Here is a 17,640-nt window from a genome sequence, read left to right as displayed (position 1 = left end):
TATAGCTATTCATTTACTTTCACTTTAAGGAGGAGCTGCATGAAGCCGATATTTCGTTCGATCCAATCTCAAGATGATGCGCCCTTAGCCGCTATCATTCGCAAAAGCTTGACCGACCACCAGTTGGCGGTTCCAGGGACTGCCTATTTTGATCCCGAGTTAGACCACTTAAGTGAATTTTATGCAGCAGATCCTGCTAGCCGCCATTATTTTGTCGTCACTAATGAATCGGGTACCCTTTTAGGCGGCGGTGGTCTTGCCGCTTATGATTCAGAAGGGAAAATCGCCGAGCTGCAAAAATTTTATCTCAGTGATGCTGCCAAAGGGCAGCGCCTCAGCTATCCCTTGCTGGCGAAGATCGAGGCCAAAGCTGTTGAACTAGGTTATCGGCAACTCTATTTAGAATCCCATCATTCTCTAGAAGCAGCCTTGCATGTCTATCAAAAAGCCGGCTATCGCGCATTGTGTCAGCCACTATTGGCAGCACAGCATACCACGATGGATCGCTTTTATGTGAAAACACTCGCTGAAGAAAACGAATAGAAAAGCAGCCGTTCCTTGATCGCTAGGAATGGCTGCTTTTCCGTTATCCTTGTCCATAATAAGCATGTTCGCCATGCTTGCGGAAATAATGTTTATCCAGCAAATAATCAGCGATCGGTGTTCGATCCAAGGTCAAAGCTTCGGTACCTAATGCCATTTCTGCGACCTCTTCTAAAACAATACTATTGCTGACCGCTTGTTCCGCAGATTGCCCCCAAGTAAAGGGACCGTGTCCCGCTGTGAGGACAGCTGGGCATGCAAGTGGATCTAATCCCCGCTTTTCAAACGTCTCGACAATGACTTTGCCAGTTTCTTTTTCATAGTCTGCCGTTACCTCAGAGGCCCGTAAAGGTCGTGTGCAAGGGACACTACCATAAAAAGTATCCGCATGCGTCGTTCCATATGCAGGAATGTCTCGCTGTGCTTGCGCCCATTTTACCGCATTTGTCGAATGCGTATGGACGATCGCCTTGACGCCTTCGAAGTGCTTATACAATAGCGCATGGGTTTTGATATCCGAGGAAGGCTTCAACGCCTTCGCCTCTTTCGGCGTTCCCGCTAAGTCGCAAACTACCATTGAATCAACCGTCATCGTCTGATAATCAACACCACTGGGTTTAATGACGATGATCCCTAAATCTCGATCGATCTCACTGACATTTCCCCAAGTTAGCTTTACTAGTCCTTCCTCAGGCAGTCTCTTATTGGCTTGATAGACTCGCTCTTTCATCAATTGAAGCTGATTGATCAAGGTAACCGACCTCCTTTAGTTTTGGTAATAAAAATGCTTTGGCTTGTTCGATTTCCGCAATCGGGTCAGCGCTCGTCTCACTCCACATCTCGATGACAAAAGAACCGTTATAATTCAACCGCTTCAGCGTGCGTAAGCAGCCATCAAAATCAACACACCCAGTGCCAAACGGTACTTCTTTAAACTTTCCTCGAAACTTATCTGAAACCGCCAATGTATCTTTCAAATGAATCTGGGTTATCTCGCAAATGCCTTTTTCTAATTCATAACCGACATCATTTTCTGGCCAGGCCGATAGGTTCCCGACATCTGGATAGACTTGTAGATAGGGCGAAGGGATCTGCTCCTTGATCCGTAAATACTTTGAGATAGAATTTAGAAACGGATCATCCATGATCTCTAGTGACAAAACGACACCCTTTTCAGACGCCCTAGCGACCGCTTCTTTTAGATTGGCAATGAACCATTCTCGGCTACAAAGACTTTTTTCCTCATAGTACACATCGTATCCGGCTAATTGGATGCAGCGAATACCCAAATCTGAAGCCAGGTCAATGGCTTTTTCCATCAGATGCATCGCGTGCTTGCGCTTTTTTTCATCGATCGAACCAAAGGGAAACCGCCGATGTCCACTGAGACATAAAGACAAGATTTTGATCCCCGAGGCATAGATTGCCTCGACGATCTCTTTGCGTTGCTCTTGGTCCCACTCTAAGCGTGCCAAGCGTTCATCGGTTTCATCAATGGACATTTCAATGAAATCGAAGCCTCGGTCTTTGACAAACTGCAATCGTTCCGACCAAGAGAGGGTTTTGGGTGTTGCTTTTTCATATAGACCGATCAAACTCATGGAAAACTACCCCCAAATCCGTAAAATCTCTTGCTTGAAATCAACTGCTGCTTGTTGCGGATCGTCAGCTGCAGTGATGCCTCGTCCTGTGATAAAGGTATACACATCAATGCCAGCAAACAGAGCCAACGTCTCGACGCTCAATCCTCCCGTGACTGACACTCGAAACCCCATATCGATCAATTTACGGACTTTCGTTAAATCTTTTTCTCCCCATGTTTCACCAGCTAACAGTGCGTCACGACTTTGATGATAGATAGCTTGTGAGATGCCGGCATCTAGCCACTGCTGTGCTTGCTGGTAGGTCCAGTCACCATATAATTCTACTTGGATCTCAGCAATTTCTTTTGCCGCTGCCTTCATTGTTGGGATCGTTGCTGCACAAATCACGGTCATATAATCCGCGCCAGCTTGCTGGCAGTTTTTGGCGACCGTCCCACCGGCATCGGCACATTTTGTGTCTGCTACGATCAACTTTTCCGGATACATCGCTCGGAAGCAGCGTAGGACCTGTGCTCCTTCTTGCAACAGTAAAATAGTTCCTGCTTCAATGATATCCACCACATCGCCAACTTTTTTGATATCAGCCAGTGCACCAGCTAAATCGGAGTGATCGCAAGCGATCTGCAGTTTTGGTATACTCATGAAATTCCCCTCTCTTTTGTTCGATCATCTTTTTGTTCTTGTCACGTCCTGATGCACTACTCCTTCGAAAGACCCGCTTCTCTGACCCGCTCAATAATTTCTTTAGGGGACATCACATTTCTTACCCCGATCACTGTTACGCCCTTTTCTTTGGCTTTATCGAACATATTGACAAAGTTCATTGGCGTAAAGACCACATCGTAATTCTTGGCGGTGCTTTTGCCTTCAGAAATCGCGCAATGATGAATAGAGGTGATCGTGATCCCTTCTGACTTCAAAGCTTTTTCGACACTCCGCATCATCATCAAACTTGTTCCTGATCCATTTGCACAAGATACCAATACTCTCATCTTCTTTTCCTCCTAAGAATTCATTATTTTTGTTTTTCTACATACGCATCATAATCATCTACGATCAAGAAATACCCTTCTGGATCTCTGCGGTACTGCAACTGTGGAATCACTAATAAGATCACCACTACAAGAACCACACCAATGATGCCTAAGAATTTCATCAATACTGTAAAGAATGGCCAGACGGTCGCCCAGTCGAACATTCCAAGATAGCCGCCATATTGAGACAATCCTACCCAAGTAGCGATCAATGCCGAACCACCGATCTGAATAATGCCGGATAAGAATGGGAAGAGACAAGCCGCTTTGATGCCTCCGCGGTTGTTGGCAAAAACGGCGATCGCTGCGTTATCAAAGAACAGTGGGATAAACCCAGCAATGACGATCGTTGGTGAACGGAACAAAATCAGTAAAGCAATCATTAAGAATTGTCCTAATGCACCGAATAAAAAGCCCACCGTCACGGCATTTGGCGACCCAAAGGCAAAGGTTGCGGCGATATCGATCCCTGGAACAGCACCTGGTAAAATCGTATTCGAGATTCCTTGGAATGACTCGGTCAATTCAGAAACGAAGGTGCGGACACCTAATTGAAGAATTGCTAAATAGACGGCAAACATTAGTGATGTTTGTAAAATATAAAATAAGAAACTTTGTCCTTCTGCCATAAATCCTGCTGTTATTAAATAATCTTGTCCAAGCGTTACCAAAATGATACCGAAGAAAAAGAGCATCAAAATCGAAGTCGATACCATATTTTCATTGAAGACTGATAAAAAACCGGGTAGTTCGACATCTTCTAATTTGCGGTTGGATTTGTTCTTTTTGAAGCGTTCCGCAAGTCGTGCAAAGAAGTAAACACCAAACATCTGTTGATGGGCAATCGCAAAACCAGCACCTTCCGTCAAATCTTGACAGATGCCAACGGTCAAATTGGACCCCACCGCCCAATAGCAGCCTAAGATCAAGCCCATGACAAGTAAGACTTCGATTCGACCCAGGTCTGGGAAACAGAATAGCAGCAGCCAAAAGGCCGTTGCGGCTTGCTGTACTTGCACATTTCCAGTAGTGAAGACGGCCCGCAGCTTCGTATATTTTTTGAAGCGAACGAGTAAGATATTAAAAACAAAGGCAATCAATAATAAGAGCATCGTGTCACCAAAGGTGCGTCCAAATCGTTCTTCAATGCCGGCGGTGATCGCATTTTGACCAAAATACGGGTCAGTGACCATCGCATCTAATTCAAAACGCTCCTTAAGCCCCACCAGGATCGGACGGAAATTATTGACCAATCCACCAGAGCCAATCGTCAAAATCAAGTAACCAACGGTGGCCTTGAAGAAACCTGCAACACATTCAACAAACGGCCGTTTCAATAGTAAGTAACCAATCAGTACAATAAAACCGATCAAAAAAGCTGGCTGCATCAAAATATTCTGAGCAAAGTAATCCCAGCATCTCAATAAGAAATCTCCTACCATTTCCATCTAATCCCTGCTTTCTTTTTGGTCATATTTCTCCATCACCGCTTCAAAATCTGCCATTGTTTTTACACCTAGTAAATCTTCCACCAGCCCTTCTTCCATCAGCATTTCGGATAAACTAGCGATATTGTTCATATGTGCTTCAGCGTTTTTGGCAGCGAGCATAAAGAACAACTGCGCCTCTTTGTCGGGGTCATCATCTTGAAATGAAACGGGGGCTGGAAAAATCGTCAATCCGATCCCCGTTCCTAAGACACCTTTGCTTTCTGCTGAAGAATGGGGCATGGCTACTTTGGGAATGATCACAATATAAGGACCGTATTGATGAACATCCCGAATGACATCTTCAATATACTGATCCGTGATCAACGCCTTTTGCTTTAATCCTTCGCCACTCGCCCAGATAGCGGCTTCCCAATCTTCGGGCTGTTCATGATTGATCGCAACCAACTCATTTTCATAAAAATAACGCAGCATTACCTTTGCTCCTTTCAAATTTGGCTTTTGCAGCATCCCCCCTTCTTTTATAAAAAAGAAGGGAATGGCGTATCATTATCGACCGAAAACACATCTTTGAAGCCGCGATAGAAATTAAATTCAAGATCGTCTTTATTCGTTGGGTAGGTAAATTTGCCGCCAACTTGCCAAATATACGGTTTAAACTCATAGTGCAAACGATCTTTTTTAAACTTCCAAATCTCAGTGATCTCCTTTGGATCAGCCATAAAATTGGACCAGATATCATAGTGTACAGGTATCACTACTTTGGCATTGAGGGATTCTGCCATCCGCAACATATCGACTGAAGTAACCTTGTCGGTGATGCCCCGCGGGTTTTCGCCATATGCACCTAAGCAAACATCGATCTTGTACTGATTCCCATGTTTAGCAAATACATTCGAATAATGAGAATCTCCAGCGTGATAAATCGCCCCACCGGAAGTCTCAAACAAGTAATTGACTGCGATACGATCCATGTCCTGTGGCATTTTTCCTTTCAAGCTGGTATCCGGATCTTCACAAGTAATTAGAGCGGTTCGATCGAATGCTTCTAAAGCGACGATTTTCACCTGCCCAATGGTCACTTCATCCCCTGGTTTGACCACGATGGTTTTTTCTTCTGGTATTCCCCATTTCAACCAAGTTGCAACGACTTCATGGGGACCGACGAATTTTGCTTCTGGACAATTTTGATGGACTGCAGCTGCGGTATTGATGTCTAAATGATCGGAATGAATATGGGTCACCACTAACGCATCCACTCCTTTGATTTCAAATGGATCGATCACAAAGGGCTGCGTCCGTAAGTTAGGCTGCATTTCCTGTACACCACTCATCCGCATCATTTGATGGCCTTTTTTCATTTGCCCATTCCCATGACTGCGTTTGCCAGTGCCGCACCAAAGGTCGCATAAAATGTTGGTTCCTTCCGCACTCTTTAACCAAATACCCGTACAGCCTAGCCACCACATGGAAACTGTGCCTTCTTTCACAAGTTCACTTTCGATCTCCTCGTTTAAATAGGTTCCCCATTCTGGAAACGTATTTAACAGCCAACTCTCTTTCGAAACATCATTTACGTGTACCATCTTTGTTCCTCCCTTGCTTATTTACACCTTGATTCTAACATATAGAAAAACGCTTTCAATCAAATTTTATGTTAATTTATCTTATTTTATGTTAATTTACCGAGAAATAAATGTGATTATTTAATATATATGGTAATGTTTCTGTGATATGTTAAAATGAGTTCGAAAGAAGAAACGATAAAAAAATGGCAGTTTCTAAACGACGGCTGTGCGATTATCCCGCGAATTCGTGAGAAAGAGACACGTGATTTTGCTGCACAGGATAATTGCAAGCTGGACAAATGATAGAAGACAATAATAGAAAAAAGTGCATGTGAGGAGGAAGTATCGTGAAACGTTCCAATGAAGAAGTGAGGCAAAGAAGAAAACAATTGATCGATTTGATAAAAGCATCTGGTCTTTCTGATGTGAGGACCCTCAGTCATCAGTTGGGAGTATCAGAGATGACGATCCGCAGAGACTGTACTGTCCTCAGTGAGATGGGTCAGATCAAACAAACCCACGGAAAAATCGAATACTGTGAAGCTTATGAAGATGAAGCACATCCCACCGACTCGATCGAGTACATCAAAGATCGACTGGCCAAAGAAGCGGCTCGCCAAGTAAAAGATGGCGATACCCTTTTCGTCAATACGAGTACCAGTGCAGCTCAAACGTTGCGCCATCTCACAGACAAACGAATCAGTTTGCTGACGAACAACACGAGTGTGATCCAAATGGAACACCATCCAAAATCAACGATTGTTTTAAGTGGTGGCGAAATACGTTACCCTAAAGCGGCATTGTCAGGAGACATCGCCGTGGAGTCATTTTCTCACGTTCGTTCTGATGTTACGATCATTGGCTGTAGTGGGTTAGATTTACAGACCGGCATTTCCACTTCAGTAATCCACGAAGCCAAAGTCAATGCGAAAATCATCGAAAATTCTGGCAAGTTGATCGTTATCGCGGATTATCGCAAAATCGGTAAGCAATCCAATTTTACGATTGGCGCAATTGCGGATATCGATCTGCTGATCACCGATCATTACTCTGATCCCAAAGTCATCGATTTGATTGAGCAACAAGGTGTTCAAGTCATCCAAGTACCCGTCTAACCTTCTTTACCGCTAAAAAAAGCCCGACAGTTGATCTGAAAAGCCACGCCTTGCTGCCTCTTCCAACAGAAACAGCAAAGCGTGCCCTTCGATCAACCATCGTGGCTTTTTTCGTTAAACAATCGTGCGCTTCAAACGTGCTTTATGGGTCGTGCCTCTTGTGAATTAGAGCCGCAGCAACCAAATCAATGCAACAGCACCCATGGTTTGGACGGCGCCAACGGAAAGACCATAGAATAAAAAGCGCGGGCCTTCTTTTAAAAACTTGCGGAAATCCAAGCGCAAACCGATGGCTGCCAACGCCGTCGTTTCAAACCACGTACTGATAAAATGAGCGCCCTCATTCAACCAGCTAGGCAGCGGCAAGAAGCTGTTCAAGATACAGATGGTCAAGAAGCCCAACACATACCAAGGGATCGGCAGCCGCAGCTTGCCTTTGGCTTTGGTTTTGGTGGGGGTCTTTGTCGTCATTCGTTCAAAAACAATGACGACGACTGCCAACATGATGATGCGCGCGATTTTAAAGAGCATCGCGTATTTGACGGTGTCGGCATCAATCAAACTAGCCCCCGCCACGACTTGTCCGACGGATTGCAGCGTGCCACCAAGTAAGGCGCTTTTTTGCAACAGATCATCGCCGTATAAGCCCAATGCTAAAAACGGCAGCGTCAGCATCATCACTGTTCCTAAAAGATTGACCAAGGTGATGATCTGCCCTTTTTCTTCATCATCGGCATCAATGGCTGGTGCGATCGCCGCAATCGCAGAGGATCCGCAGACAGCATTGCCGCCTGCCATCATCAGGCTCATCTTTTGATTAAAGGCCATTTTTTTCCCTATCAAATAAGCAGCGGTAATGACCAAACTCATCATCAGCAATATAAAGAGAAAGCCCCGAAGGCCCATTTCACTGATGGTCTGGAAAGTGACGGTAAAGCCCAGCAAAACCACCGAATATTCCAAGAGCCGACTTTCCGCAACCTTCGTTCCGACTTGATAGCGTTCTTGCTTGAACAGTGTATTTCCTAAAATGATTCCTAATAAAATAGCAAGGGTTGCTCCCCCTAATTTTGGTACAGCCAAAGCCATGATTCGGGCGATGACGGCTACCGAAAAGGATAGGAACAAACCGGGAAGTATCAAAGCTGTTTGTCGTTGCTTCATTGCTTTCATCCTTTCATATAACATCCATTATACACAGATTGACCGATCAGTAGGATTTATTGGTATAATAGTTATGATTGAATTTTCTAATGGAAGGGATTGCAATGTTAAAATTACTGGAGACCTTCAAGATGGTCTATGAAACGAAAAATTTTTCGAAAGCTGCCGAATTGCTGTTTATTTCGCAGCCCACGGTTTCTGCTCAGATCAAGCAGTTGGAACAAGACCTGGATACACCGCTTTTTTTACGCAATGGTCGCAAAAACGTGATCGCCACGCCCCAAGCAGAGTACCTTTACGAAAAGGCACTGAATTTATTGGATGAGTGGTCGACGATCACCAGCGAGATCCATACCAACACGCAGCATCAAAGCCACTGTGCCCTAGGCATCTCTCATACCTATGCGATGGCCTTGATGCCTGACTTGATGATTGCTTTATACAACGCCTTTCCCACGGTGCGTTTTCGGGTATCGATGATGAACTCCGCTGAAGTCTTAACAGCCCTTGAACAACATCAATTAGATTTAGGGATCATTGAAAAACCCTTATCTGCACCAAGTATTTTGCGTTTCCCGATTTTGAAAGATCAGCTCGTCTTAGCTGGTGATCCCCAAGTCGGTCCTTGGCTCGTTCGAGAAGCGAGTTCTGGTGTCTACTATTACACTAAGCGCTATCTAGAGGAACAAAATATTCAAGGACCGATCATTGAGATCGCCAGCAATGAATTGATCGTCGCTTTACTGAAACAAGGCTTCGGCTGTTCGATCCTTTCCAAGCGAGCCGCCTACGGCATTGGCTATCAACTGCTGGATAAAAATTTTGAGCGGCAATTTTACCTCATCCAGCGCAAAGCCGTCACAGAACCAGCCATCGAGGGTTTGCGGACCTTCATTCAGGAGTGGTCGCAAGAGGATTCCTTGCAAGCAGAAAGCAAATAAATTCACTTGTTTTTAAGGGAGGAAACCACCGCCTCGTGGGATTTCTTAACCTTTTCTTACGATTACGCTTCCTCGCTGCCGATCTGGCCCGTTTGATTGTTTCTTAAGAAATTTGTGCTAAAATGAAGAGTACTGGCTATGGGCTCTAATGTTCCCCTTTTCGGTGGATCTTAGACCGCCCTTTGACTACTTTTGCAGTTCGTGAGCAAACCAGTAAGAAAGGATCTTGAAATGAACGAACAAATCAAGAACAAATTAGCGCTGCTTCCTGACCAACCCGGTTGTTATTTAATGAAAGATAAAAATAACAAAATCATCTATGTTGGGAAAGCCAAAATTTTAAAAAATCGTGTCCGTTCGTACTTTACCGGCAGTCACGATACGAAAACCGAACGGCTCGTTCAAGAAATCAATGATTTTGAGTACGTCGTTACCGAATCAAATACGGAAGCCTTATTGCTGGAAATCAATTTGATTCAAAAAAACAAACCGAAATACAATATCATGCTAAAGGACGACAAGTCGTATCCTTTTATTAAAGTGACCAAAGAGCGCTATCCGCGTCTGATCATCACTCGTAAAGTTTTAAAAGACGGGGCTTTATATTTTGGCCCTTATCCTGATGCACGAGCAGCCAACGAAACCAAACGGGTGCTGGATCGCCTCTTTCCATTGCGAAAATGCGGTCCTTCTCAAAAGCGGCCTTGTCTTTATTATCATTTGGGTCAATGCGTCTGTCCTTATGTCAACAATGTAGATCCCAAGGATTATCAGAAGATCGTTGATCAAGTCAAACACTTTTTCCACGGCGGTCACGTCGATATTTTAAAAGACCTGAAAGAGAAGATGGGCGAAGCCATTGAAACGTTAGAGTTTGAACGAGCGGCTGAGCTGCGGGATCAGATCCAAGCAATCGATACCGTCATGACGCGACAAAAAATGACTCTGACAGATCTGATGGACCGTGATGTCTTTGGCTACAGTGTCGACAAAGGCTGGATGTGTGCCCAAGTCTTCTTTATCCGTCAAGGAAAGCTGATCGAACGAGAAGTCTCTTTGTTTCCTTTCTACAATGAAGCGGATGAGGATTTCTTGACCTTCGTCGGCCAGTTTTACCAAAAGAATGAGCACTTCATTCCCAAAGAAGTCTTTGTTCCGCAAAATGTCGATGCTGCCCCATTAGAAGCGCTGCTGGAAACCAAAGTCCTGCAGCCCCAACGAGGCGACAAAAAGAAATTGGTCGATTTGGCCAATAAAAATGCCCGCATTGCCTTGGCACAAAAATTTGCGTTGATCGAGCGTACTGAAGAACGGACGATCGGTGCAGTGGATCGTCTAGGCGAAGCCATGGGGATCGCAACACCTTATCGGATCGAAGCCTTCGATAACTCCCACATCATGGGGACCGACCCAGTGTCTGCAATGGTGGTTTTTGTCGACGGGAAGCCGTTTAAAGATGATTATCGGAAATATAAGATTCGTACCGCACAAGGCGGCGACGATTATGGCTCTATGCAAGAAGTCATCTACCGCCGATACTCTCGTGTCCTAAAAGAAAACCTGCCTTTTCCTGATCTGATCATCATCGATGGTGGGAAAGCCCAAGTCGGTGCCGCCCAAGAAGTGCTGTATAACCAGCTAGGTTTAGATATTCCCGTTGCGGGTTTAGTGAAGAACAACAAACACAAAACCAGCGAGTTGATTTTCGGGGAATTTTTAGATCCGATCCAGCTGGAACGCAATTCTGTGGAATTCTTTTTGCTGCAACGGATCCAAGATGAGGTCCATCGTTTTGCGATCACCTTCCATCGCCAACTGCGCAGTAAAAACAGCTTTTCTTCCAAACTGGATGAAATTCCTGGCTTAGGACCAAAACGCAAGCAACAGCTGATGAAAACCTTCAAGTCGTTAAAAAACATCCAAGCAGCTTCCGTGGAAGAGATCCAGCAAGCTGGCATCCCCAAAGCCGTTGCGGAAACTATCTTAGCCAAACTAGGTGATCAAAACCAACCCACTTCTTAAGTCAAAACAAAAACGCTCCATAGCCAACAGTAGCTATGAAGCGTTTTTTCGTTGAAGAAGCATTTTGTAAGCCGTTACTTTTTGCGGTGCTGTAACAGATCAGGCTTCATGTCTAACATGGAATATCCCCGAACATCATACCGATTGCGGCTGCAGGAATAGTCCACTGGACGTCCCGATTCTAAATAGATGATCTGTTCTAATTCCAATACTGGGTCATCTGCTTGGCACGCTAAATAGGTTTGATCGTATTCATCGCTTTTGGCAGCCTGAAAGGTCCGATAAGCGCCAGCAAATTTGTAGCCTAAATCTTGCAGTAGATAGTCATAGACGGATTCTTCCAAGATCTCTTTCGTCAAACCGCTGACCAGATCCAACGGCATATAGGAATGCTCGAGTATGTATGGATTGCCTTCTAAGATCCGCAAACGGATCACATGATAGATTGGTTGTTCGGCAGTGATCTGAAGCATCTCTTGAATTCTTGTTGTAGGAAAACAGACTTCAAAGGTGATGACTTGGCTAGTCAATGTCCGTTTTTCTTGTTTCATCTGATAGCTCAGGCCTTTGTATTCTGTCACCGATGAGGTATCTTTGCCCCAAAAGGAATGATTCAAAACTTTGGTCCCTAAGCCGCGCTTTGTCAGCAGCAAGCCTTCCATAATCAGGATATTCACCGCATTTTTAATCGTCATTCGGCTGACGCCAAACTCTTCCACTAACTCTGTTTGATAAGGTAAAAGACTGTCTTTCGGATAAGTTCCGTCCTTGATTCTTTTACGCAGAACATCTGCGATCTCCATATATTTGGGCATTTTGCCACCTCCAAAACGTGTGTTGTATTGTATTGATTGAAAAACGATAAAAGAACCGGCCAAACGAAAAGAGTGTCATCACACCACTGCACCTTCCAATGAAGCAGTGTGATAAGGGGTATTGCACTCTGATCGCGGCCGGATAAGGTCTATTACGTTTGGCGCTTGTTTCTAATCGACTCGATCAGACATTACGCATTTTTTAAACGGCGTGTTTCTTGAATTTGCGCCATTTTCACGAATGGCAAGTAGATAACGATTGACAAGATCAAGTTAACAGCTGCCAAGATTCCGCCAGCAATACTTTGTGTCGACAAAATACCGCCGATGATTGGTGGCGTCGTCCATGGTGCGATGACGGTACTTGCAGGAACTAAGCCAGTTGCGGTTGCAAAATAAGCAGTCGTTACTAAAACAAGTGGGGTCAACACATATGGGATGAACAAGATTGGGTTCAAGACAACTGGTAACCCAAACATCACTGGTTCATTGATCATAAACACACCTGGTGCAACAGATAGTTTTGCGACAGTCATATACGCTTTATGATGACGAGCAACTAAAAAGATCGCAATCAAAAGACCTAGTGTCGCACCTGTTCCGCCGATGTTCACGAAAGAATCAAAGAATGGTTTGTTCACGATATAAGGCAAATCTGTTCCTGCTTCTAATGCTCGTGCGTTTGCTTCGATCGCTGGCACATTGATCGTTTGCATGAACGGGTCGATGATGTTGGCACCATGTAAACCAAAGAACCATAAGAATGCAGAGATAAAACCTAATAGCAAAGCAGCTGGGTAAGAGTTTGCCAAGCCCATGAATGGTTGTTGCACCAATTCATAGAAGGACAATACGATACTTGTCACACCAAATGCTTGGAAAATTGCTGTAAACAAAGCAAAGATCGATACGGTGATCATTGCTGGGAATAATGCAGCAAATGAACGTGAAACTGCTGGTGGTACTCCATCAGGCATGTTGATGACTAAGCGTGGGTTGCCAGCTAGACGACGGAAGATCTCAGTAGAAATGATCGATACGATTAATGCTAAAAATAATCCTTGAGAACCAAGTCCGGCAGCTGTTAACAAACCATCTGGGCCTGTCGCCATTGCACCTAATGCGAAGAAACTTGCAACTGAGATCGCCCCAGCACCTAATGCGTCTTGATTGTAGCTTTTAGCTAAATTATACGCTACTGTGAAAGCGATTAACAGACCAAGTATTGAAAAAGTACCTGCTGACAAGTTGTTCCCAAAGGCTTGCCATGTGCCTTCACCAAAAATGCCATTCATAAAATCAATATAGGCAGGGATTGGTAAGTTGTTGATCAATACCCCAAAAGAGCCTAAGATCATCAACGGCATCGTTACGATAAATCCGTCACGAATGGCCACTAGATGTCTTTGAGAGCCTATTTTAGAAGCGATCGGAATAAAGTGCTTCTCCATAAATCCAATAAATTTATCCATTGTTTTTTCTCCTTTCAAACCCTAAACAAAATAATGAAACCGATTTCTACTAAAGAATACCACGAGAACGTTTCCATGTCTAGTCTTTTCTTTATCAGAACTGTGCTTTTATTTAACCCAGCTTATCATTTGCAAAAACAGGTGGTTTTTTAATAGAATCCCCCCTTTGAAATTAGCCAAAAAAAATCCGCGATTTTACACAAAAAAAGCAATGCTGATTCCTACAGCATTGCTTTTTTCATTGTTATTAAAAGCCGTTATTATCTGAAACTTCTTTAAACCAACGACCTGATTTTTTCACCGTTCGTTTAGCATCATTTGCTAAGTCAACGGAGATAAATCCGTAACGGTTCTTGTAAGCATTGGTCCATGACCAGTTGTCCATGCAAGTCCACATATGGTAGCCGACACAATTGGTTCCTTCTTGGATCGCTTGGTGGACGTACTTCAAGTGGTCAGAGACAAATTCGATGCGGTAATCATCTTCGATCACGCCATCAGCATTGACGAAACGTTCTTCTCCTTCGACACCCATGCCATTTTCAGAAATGTAGCACTTGATATTGCCATAATTTTCTCGCGTGTTCGTCAAAATATCATAGATCCCTTTTTCATAGATTTCCCATCCACGATACGGGTTCATTTTCTTGTTCGGCATATCATAGTTATCAAAGTAATCATCAGGCATTGGACTTTTCGCTTCATCGATTGGTGATTCTTTCTTCATGATACGACGAGGTTGGTAATAATTGATCCCCAACAAGTCGATCGTATTTTCGCGAATTGTTTGTAAATCATCAGCTTCCATCGCTGGTACCATATCCAATTCCTTGACGATGGTCACTAATTCTTCTGGGAACGTGCCTTTGACCGCAGGGTCTAAGAAAGAGCGATTAAAGAAGGCATCTGCGATTTGCGCTGCTTTGACATCCTCTGGATCGTTCTCATCTCTTGGATAGCTTGGCGTCAAGTTCAAGATGATGCCGATCTCCCCATCAAGGTTCATCTCATGATAGACTTTGATGGCTTTAGCACTCGCCAACGTTTCGTGGAACCCAACTTGGACTGCATGTTTCATGTTGATCTCATTCGGATAATGGAATTGGTAAAGATAGCCGCCTTCAACAGGGACGATCGGTTCATTATGAGTGAACCATTTCTTGACACGATCACCAAATAATGTAAAGCAGGTTTGCGCAAACGCGACATAGGCATCCACGGTCTCTCGGTTCAACCAGCCGCCTTTTTCTTGCAGCGCCATCGGCATATCGAAGTGGTATAAATTCATGAAAGGTTCGATCCCGTTGGCGATCAACTCATCAATGTAGGCATTGTAAAAATCAACGGCTTTTTGATTGACTTCTCCTTTGCCTTGCGGGAAGAGACGACTCCATTGGATCGACGTCCGAAACGTCGTATGGCCGGTTTCTTTCATTAGTTGAATATCTTCTTGATAGCGTGTATAGACTTGCGAGGTTTTTTCAGGACCTACCCCATTGAAAAATTTCTCTGGTTCTTGCTGATACCAGTAATCCCAGATGCTTGCCCCTTTGCCATCGCCTTCAAATACACCTTCTGTTTGTGGGCCACTAGCGGCTGACCCCCACCAAAAGCCTGCTGGAAATTGATAATCCATCTTCATTCACTCCTCATTTTTTCTTTGCTGCCCTAATCATAAAGGAAGCAGTTACAAAAATCAATCTTTTTTAAAATAAATGTATAGACATTTAAAATAAAACATGATACATTATCAATGTAATCGATTGCAAAAAGAAATTTAAGGAGTGAACTAATAATGAATGGTTTTATGGACAAGTTATCTGAAAAGATTTTGCCCTTGGCGAATGCCTTAGGACAAAATCGCTACCTGACCGTCTTGCGGGACGCGTTTATGCTTTCGTTCCCAATCACTATGTTTGGATCGATCGTGGTCGTTTTAAACAACCTGCCCTTCTTCAGTGATGCCACTAAAGGAACATTAGGAACACTGTTTGGCAATGGGCAAAATGCAACAATGAGTATCATGACTGTTTTCGTTACTTTCGGTATTGGCTATTATTTATCAAAATCATATGATGTGGAAGGGATTTTTGGTGGTGCCGTTTCGTTTGCCAGCTTTTTGATCTTGACTCCTTTCTTTATGACCACTGAATCTGGCGAAACGATCTCCGGTGTGCTGTCTCTTGATCGTCTTGGCGCAAAAGGGATGTTTATCGGGATGATCGCAGCATTTTTGGCAGCTGAAATCTATTGCCGCATCACAAAACGCGGCTGGCAGATCAAAATGCCTGATGGGGTACCACCAGCAGTTTCTAAATCTTTTGCCGCTTTGATTCCAGCAATTATCACCTTAACGGTATTCTTAGTGATCAATGCCATCATGACGGGTGTCTTCAATGCCAACTTGCATGACCTGGTTTATGAATTGATCCAAAAACCATTGACTGGACTAGGCAGCAGCTTGCCAGCAACTCTATTGGCTTTGTTCTTTGTTCAATTCCTTTGGTTCTTCGGTCTACATGGTCAAATCATCGTCAACTCTGTGATGGACCCGATTTGGAATACATTGATGTTAGACAACTTAGAAGCGTATCAAAATGGGGATGCACTGCCGCATATCGTCACAAAACCATTTATGGAAACCTTTACTGTTGGATTAGGCGGTTCTGGTATGACGTTAGCCGTTGTTATCTTGATGGCTTTCGTATTGAAGAAAAAACAATACCGCGATGTGGGTCGTTTGGCTTTAGCACCAGGGATCTTTAACGTTAACGAACCAGCCATCTTCGGTATGCCGATCGTCTTGAATGCGACGATCCTGATTCCTTGGGTCGTGGCACCTCTTGTGGTAACGACCTTCAACTACTTAGTGATGGCGGCTGGACTTGTTCCTGCACCAACTGGTGTTTCTGTTCCTTGGACCGTTCCAGTGGTCTTCAGTGGTGTCTTAGCAACCAACTCTTGGTTAGGTGGTTTGCTGCAAGTCATTGACGTGGTGATCGTCGGCTTGATCTGGTATCCATTCTTACGTGTTTTAGATCGTCAAGCAGAACCATCGATCGATTAAGCGCAACGGCTGGCTGAATTTTTTCAGTCAGCCGTTCTTTTTATAAAAAAACCAAGGTTTGATTGTCGAAACCGCTTTTTTCAGCTATACTTCTTGCGAGGTGATCAGATGCCAAAATACCAAGAAATTGCCAATATTTTACGCACACGTATCAAAAACAAAACGTATCCGCCTGACAGCTTACTGCCGAACCAAACTGATTTAGTCGAGGAATTCGGAGTCAGCCGGATGACCGTCAAAAAAGCCATCGGTATTTTAGCCATGGAAGGACTGGTTTATTCTCAGCGGGGCGCTGGAACAAAAATATTGAACCACCCATTCTTAAAAAAAGACACCACTGCTTTAACGGTCTATGAAGGCTTGTCAACGGAAATGGGCAAAGCTGGCCGCAAGCTAGTCAGTCAAGTCATCGATTTTCAAGTCGAATTTCCTGACCAAACGATCCAAGAAAAGTTGATGTTAACGGAAGAACAGCCGATCTATAGTATTGTCCGCTTGCGGATTCTTGAAGACCAGCCGTTTATTTTAGAATATACCTATATGCCCGTCCATTTGGTGCCCAATTTAACTCGTGGCCATTTAGAAAGTTCTATCTACCGTTATGTCAAAGAGGAACTAGGGGTCCAGTTTGCTGGCGCCTACCGCACCATCGCCGCTGATAAAAGTACCGCGTACGATCAACAGTATTTGGACTGTAAAGCCGATGATCCGGTCTTAGAGATCGAACAGATCGTCTATCAGAAAAATGGCTCACCCATCGAATTTTCCCGTAGTCGCAACCGTTATGACGTGCGGGCCTACTCTTATTTAGATGTCCAGCACTAAAAAGACCTACCCACGATTTTCT

General features: G+C 44.1%; 17 protein-coding genes. 6 read left to right on the top strand and 11 right to left on the bottom strand.

Annotated features, from left to right (window positions below):
• Positions 1-39: 39 nt before the first annotated feature.
• Complete coding sequence (locus IGI76_RS00825) at positions 40-543, top strand: GNAT family N-acetyltransferase (protein WP_010748567.1); 504 nt, start codon at positions 40-42, stop codon at positions 541-543.
• A 43-nt stretch (positions 544-586) separates the two neighbouring features.
• On the opposite strand, the gene araD is transcribed toward IGI76_RS00825, so the two are convergent.
• The 7 genes from araD to ulaG are packed head-to-tail and all read right to left on the bottom strand — an operon-like array spanning position 587 to position 6,215.
• Positions 587-1,273 (bottom strand): L-ribulose-5-phosphate 4-epimerase AraD, encoded by a 687-nt coding sequence (gene araD, locus IGI76_RS00820; protein WP_016609058.1) that lies wholly within the window; start codon positions 1,271-1,273, stop codon positions 587-589.
• Positions 1,245-2,144, bottom strand: a complete 900-nt coding sequence (locus IGI76_RS00815; protein WP_010748565.1) for an L-ribulose-5-phosphate 3-epimerase — start codon at positions 2,142-2,144, stop codon at positions 1,245-1,247. Before IGI76_RS00815 ends, araD begins: the two co-directional genes overlap by 29 nt.
• Before the next feature lie 6 nt (positions 2,145-2,150).
• The gene (locus tag IGI76_RS00810; protein WP_010748564.1) at positions 2,151-2,789 is read right to left on the bottom strand and encodes a 3-keto-L-gulonate-6-phosphate decarboxylase UlaD; all 639 of its coding nucleotides are present in this window, start codon (positions 2,787-2,789) and stop codon (positions 2,151-2,153) included.
• 56 nt (positions 2,790-2,845) lie between these two features.
• Complete coding sequence (locus IGI76_RS00805) at positions 2,846-3,139, bottom strand: PTS sugar transporter subunit IIB (protein WP_008376531.1); 294 nt, start codon at positions 3,137-3,139, stop codon at positions 2,846-2,848.
• Between the two features lie 23 nt (positions 3,140-3,162).
• The gene (locus IGI76_RS00800) at positions 3,163-4,629 is read right to left on the bottom strand and encodes a PTS ascorbate transporter subunit IIC (protein ID WP_081116140.1); all 1,467 of its coding nucleotides are present in this window, start codon (positions 4,627-4,629) and stop codon (positions 3,163-3,165) included.
• On the bottom strand, positions 4,630-5,103 hold the full coding sequence (locus IGI76_RS00795; RefSeq protein ID WP_010748562.1) for a PTS sugar transporter subunit IIA: 474 nt from the start codon (positions 5,101-5,103) through the stop codon (positions 4,630-4,632). It lies immediately after the preceding gene.
• 47 nt (positions 5,104-5,150) lie between these two features.
• Positions 5,151-6,215 (bottom strand): L-ascorbate 6-phosphate lactonase, encoded by a 1,065-nt coding sequence (ulaG, locus tag IGI76_RS00790; RefSeq protein ID WP_010748561.1) that lies wholly within the window; start codon positions 6,213-6,215, stop codon positions 5,151-5,153.
• 329 nt (positions 6,216-6,544) lie between these two features.
• On the opposite strand from ulaG, the gene IGI76_RS00785 reads away from it, so the two are divergent.
• Complete coding sequence (locus IGI76_RS00785) at positions 6,545-7,312, top strand: DeoR/GlpR family DNA-binding transcription regulator (protein WP_010748560.1); 768 nt, start codon at positions 6,545-6,547, stop codon at positions 7,310-7,312.
• Positions 7,313-7,477: 165 nt separating this feature from the next.
• Here the strand turns inward: IGI76_RS00785 and IGI76_RS00780 are convergent, their stop codons facing one another.
• Positions 7,478-8,500 (bottom strand): YeiH family protein, encoded by a 1,023-nt coding sequence (locus IGI76_RS00780; protein WP_438780910.1) that lies wholly within the window; start codon positions 8,498-8,500, stop codon positions 7,478-7,480.
• Positions 8,501-8,565: 65 nt separating this feature from the next.
• Between IGI76_RS00780 and IGI76_RS00775 the strand changes: the two genes are divergently transcribed.
• Both IGI76_RS00775 and uvrC read left to right on the top strand, forming a co-directional pair.
• On the top strand, positions 8,566-9,417 hold the full coding sequence (locus IGI76_RS00775; protein WP_081116142.1) for a LysR family transcriptional regulator: 852 nt from the start codon (positions 8,566-8,568) through the stop codon (positions 9,415-9,417).
• 231 nt (positions 9,418-9,648) lie between these two features.
• The gene (gene uvrC, locus IGI76_RS00770) at positions 9,649-11,439 is read left to right on the top strand and encodes an excinuclease ABC subunit UvrC (RefSeq protein ID WP_010748557.1); all 1,791 of its coding nucleotides are present in this window, start codon (positions 9,649-9,651) and stop codon (positions 11,437-11,439) included.
• A gap of 74 nt (positions 11,440-11,513) precedes the next feature.
• Here the strand turns inward: uvrC and IGI76_RS00765 are convergent, their stop codons facing one another.
• The 3 genes from IGI76_RS00765 to IGI76_RS00755 form a co-directional block, all read right to left on the bottom strand.
• On the bottom strand, positions 11,514-12,254 hold the full coding sequence (locus IGI76_RS00765; protein WP_008376546.1) for a GntR family transcriptional regulator: 741 nt from the start codon (positions 12,252-12,254) through the stop codon (positions 11,514-11,516).
• A gap of 191 nt (positions 12,255-12,445) precedes the next feature.
• On the bottom strand, positions 12,446-13,726 hold the full coding sequence (locus IGI76_RS00760) for a PTS sugar transporter subunit IIC (protein ID WP_005232725.1): 1,281 nt from the start codon (positions 13,724-13,726) through the stop codon (positions 12,446-12,448).
• 247 nt (positions 13,727-13,973) lie between these two features.
• Positions 13,974-15,362 (bottom strand): glycoside hydrolase family 1 protein, encoded by a 1,389-nt coding sequence (locus IGI76_RS00755; protein WP_010748556.1) that lies wholly within the window; start codon positions 15,360-15,362, stop codon positions 13,974-13,976.
• Between the two features lie 159 nt (positions 15,363-15,521).
• Between IGI76_RS00755 and celB the strand changes: the two genes are divergently transcribed.
• The gene (celB, locus tag IGI76_RS00750; protein WP_005226670.1) at positions 15,522-16,793 is read left to right on the top strand and encodes a PTS cellobiose transporter subunit IIC; all 1,272 of its coding nucleotides are present in this window, start codon (positions 15,522-15,524) and stop codon (positions 16,791-16,793) included.
• 108 nt (positions 16,794-16,901) lie between these two features.
• Positions 16,902-17,618, top strand: a complete 717-nt coding sequence (locus IGI76_RS00745) for a GntR family transcriptional regulator (protein WP_005226669.1) — start codon at positions 16,902-16,904, stop codon at positions 17,616-17,618.
• Positions 17,619-17,640 lie beyond the last annotated feature (22 nt).

The sequence above is a fragment of the Enterococcus sp. DIV2449a genome (assembly GCF_051711225.1).
GTDB lineage: Bacteria > Bacillota > Bacilli > Lactobacillales > Enterococcaceae > Enterococcus_D > Enterococcus_D casseliflavus.
The sequence above is the reverse complement of the archived record's forward strand: the minus strand, read 5'-3'. Positions and strand labels throughout refer to the sequence as shown.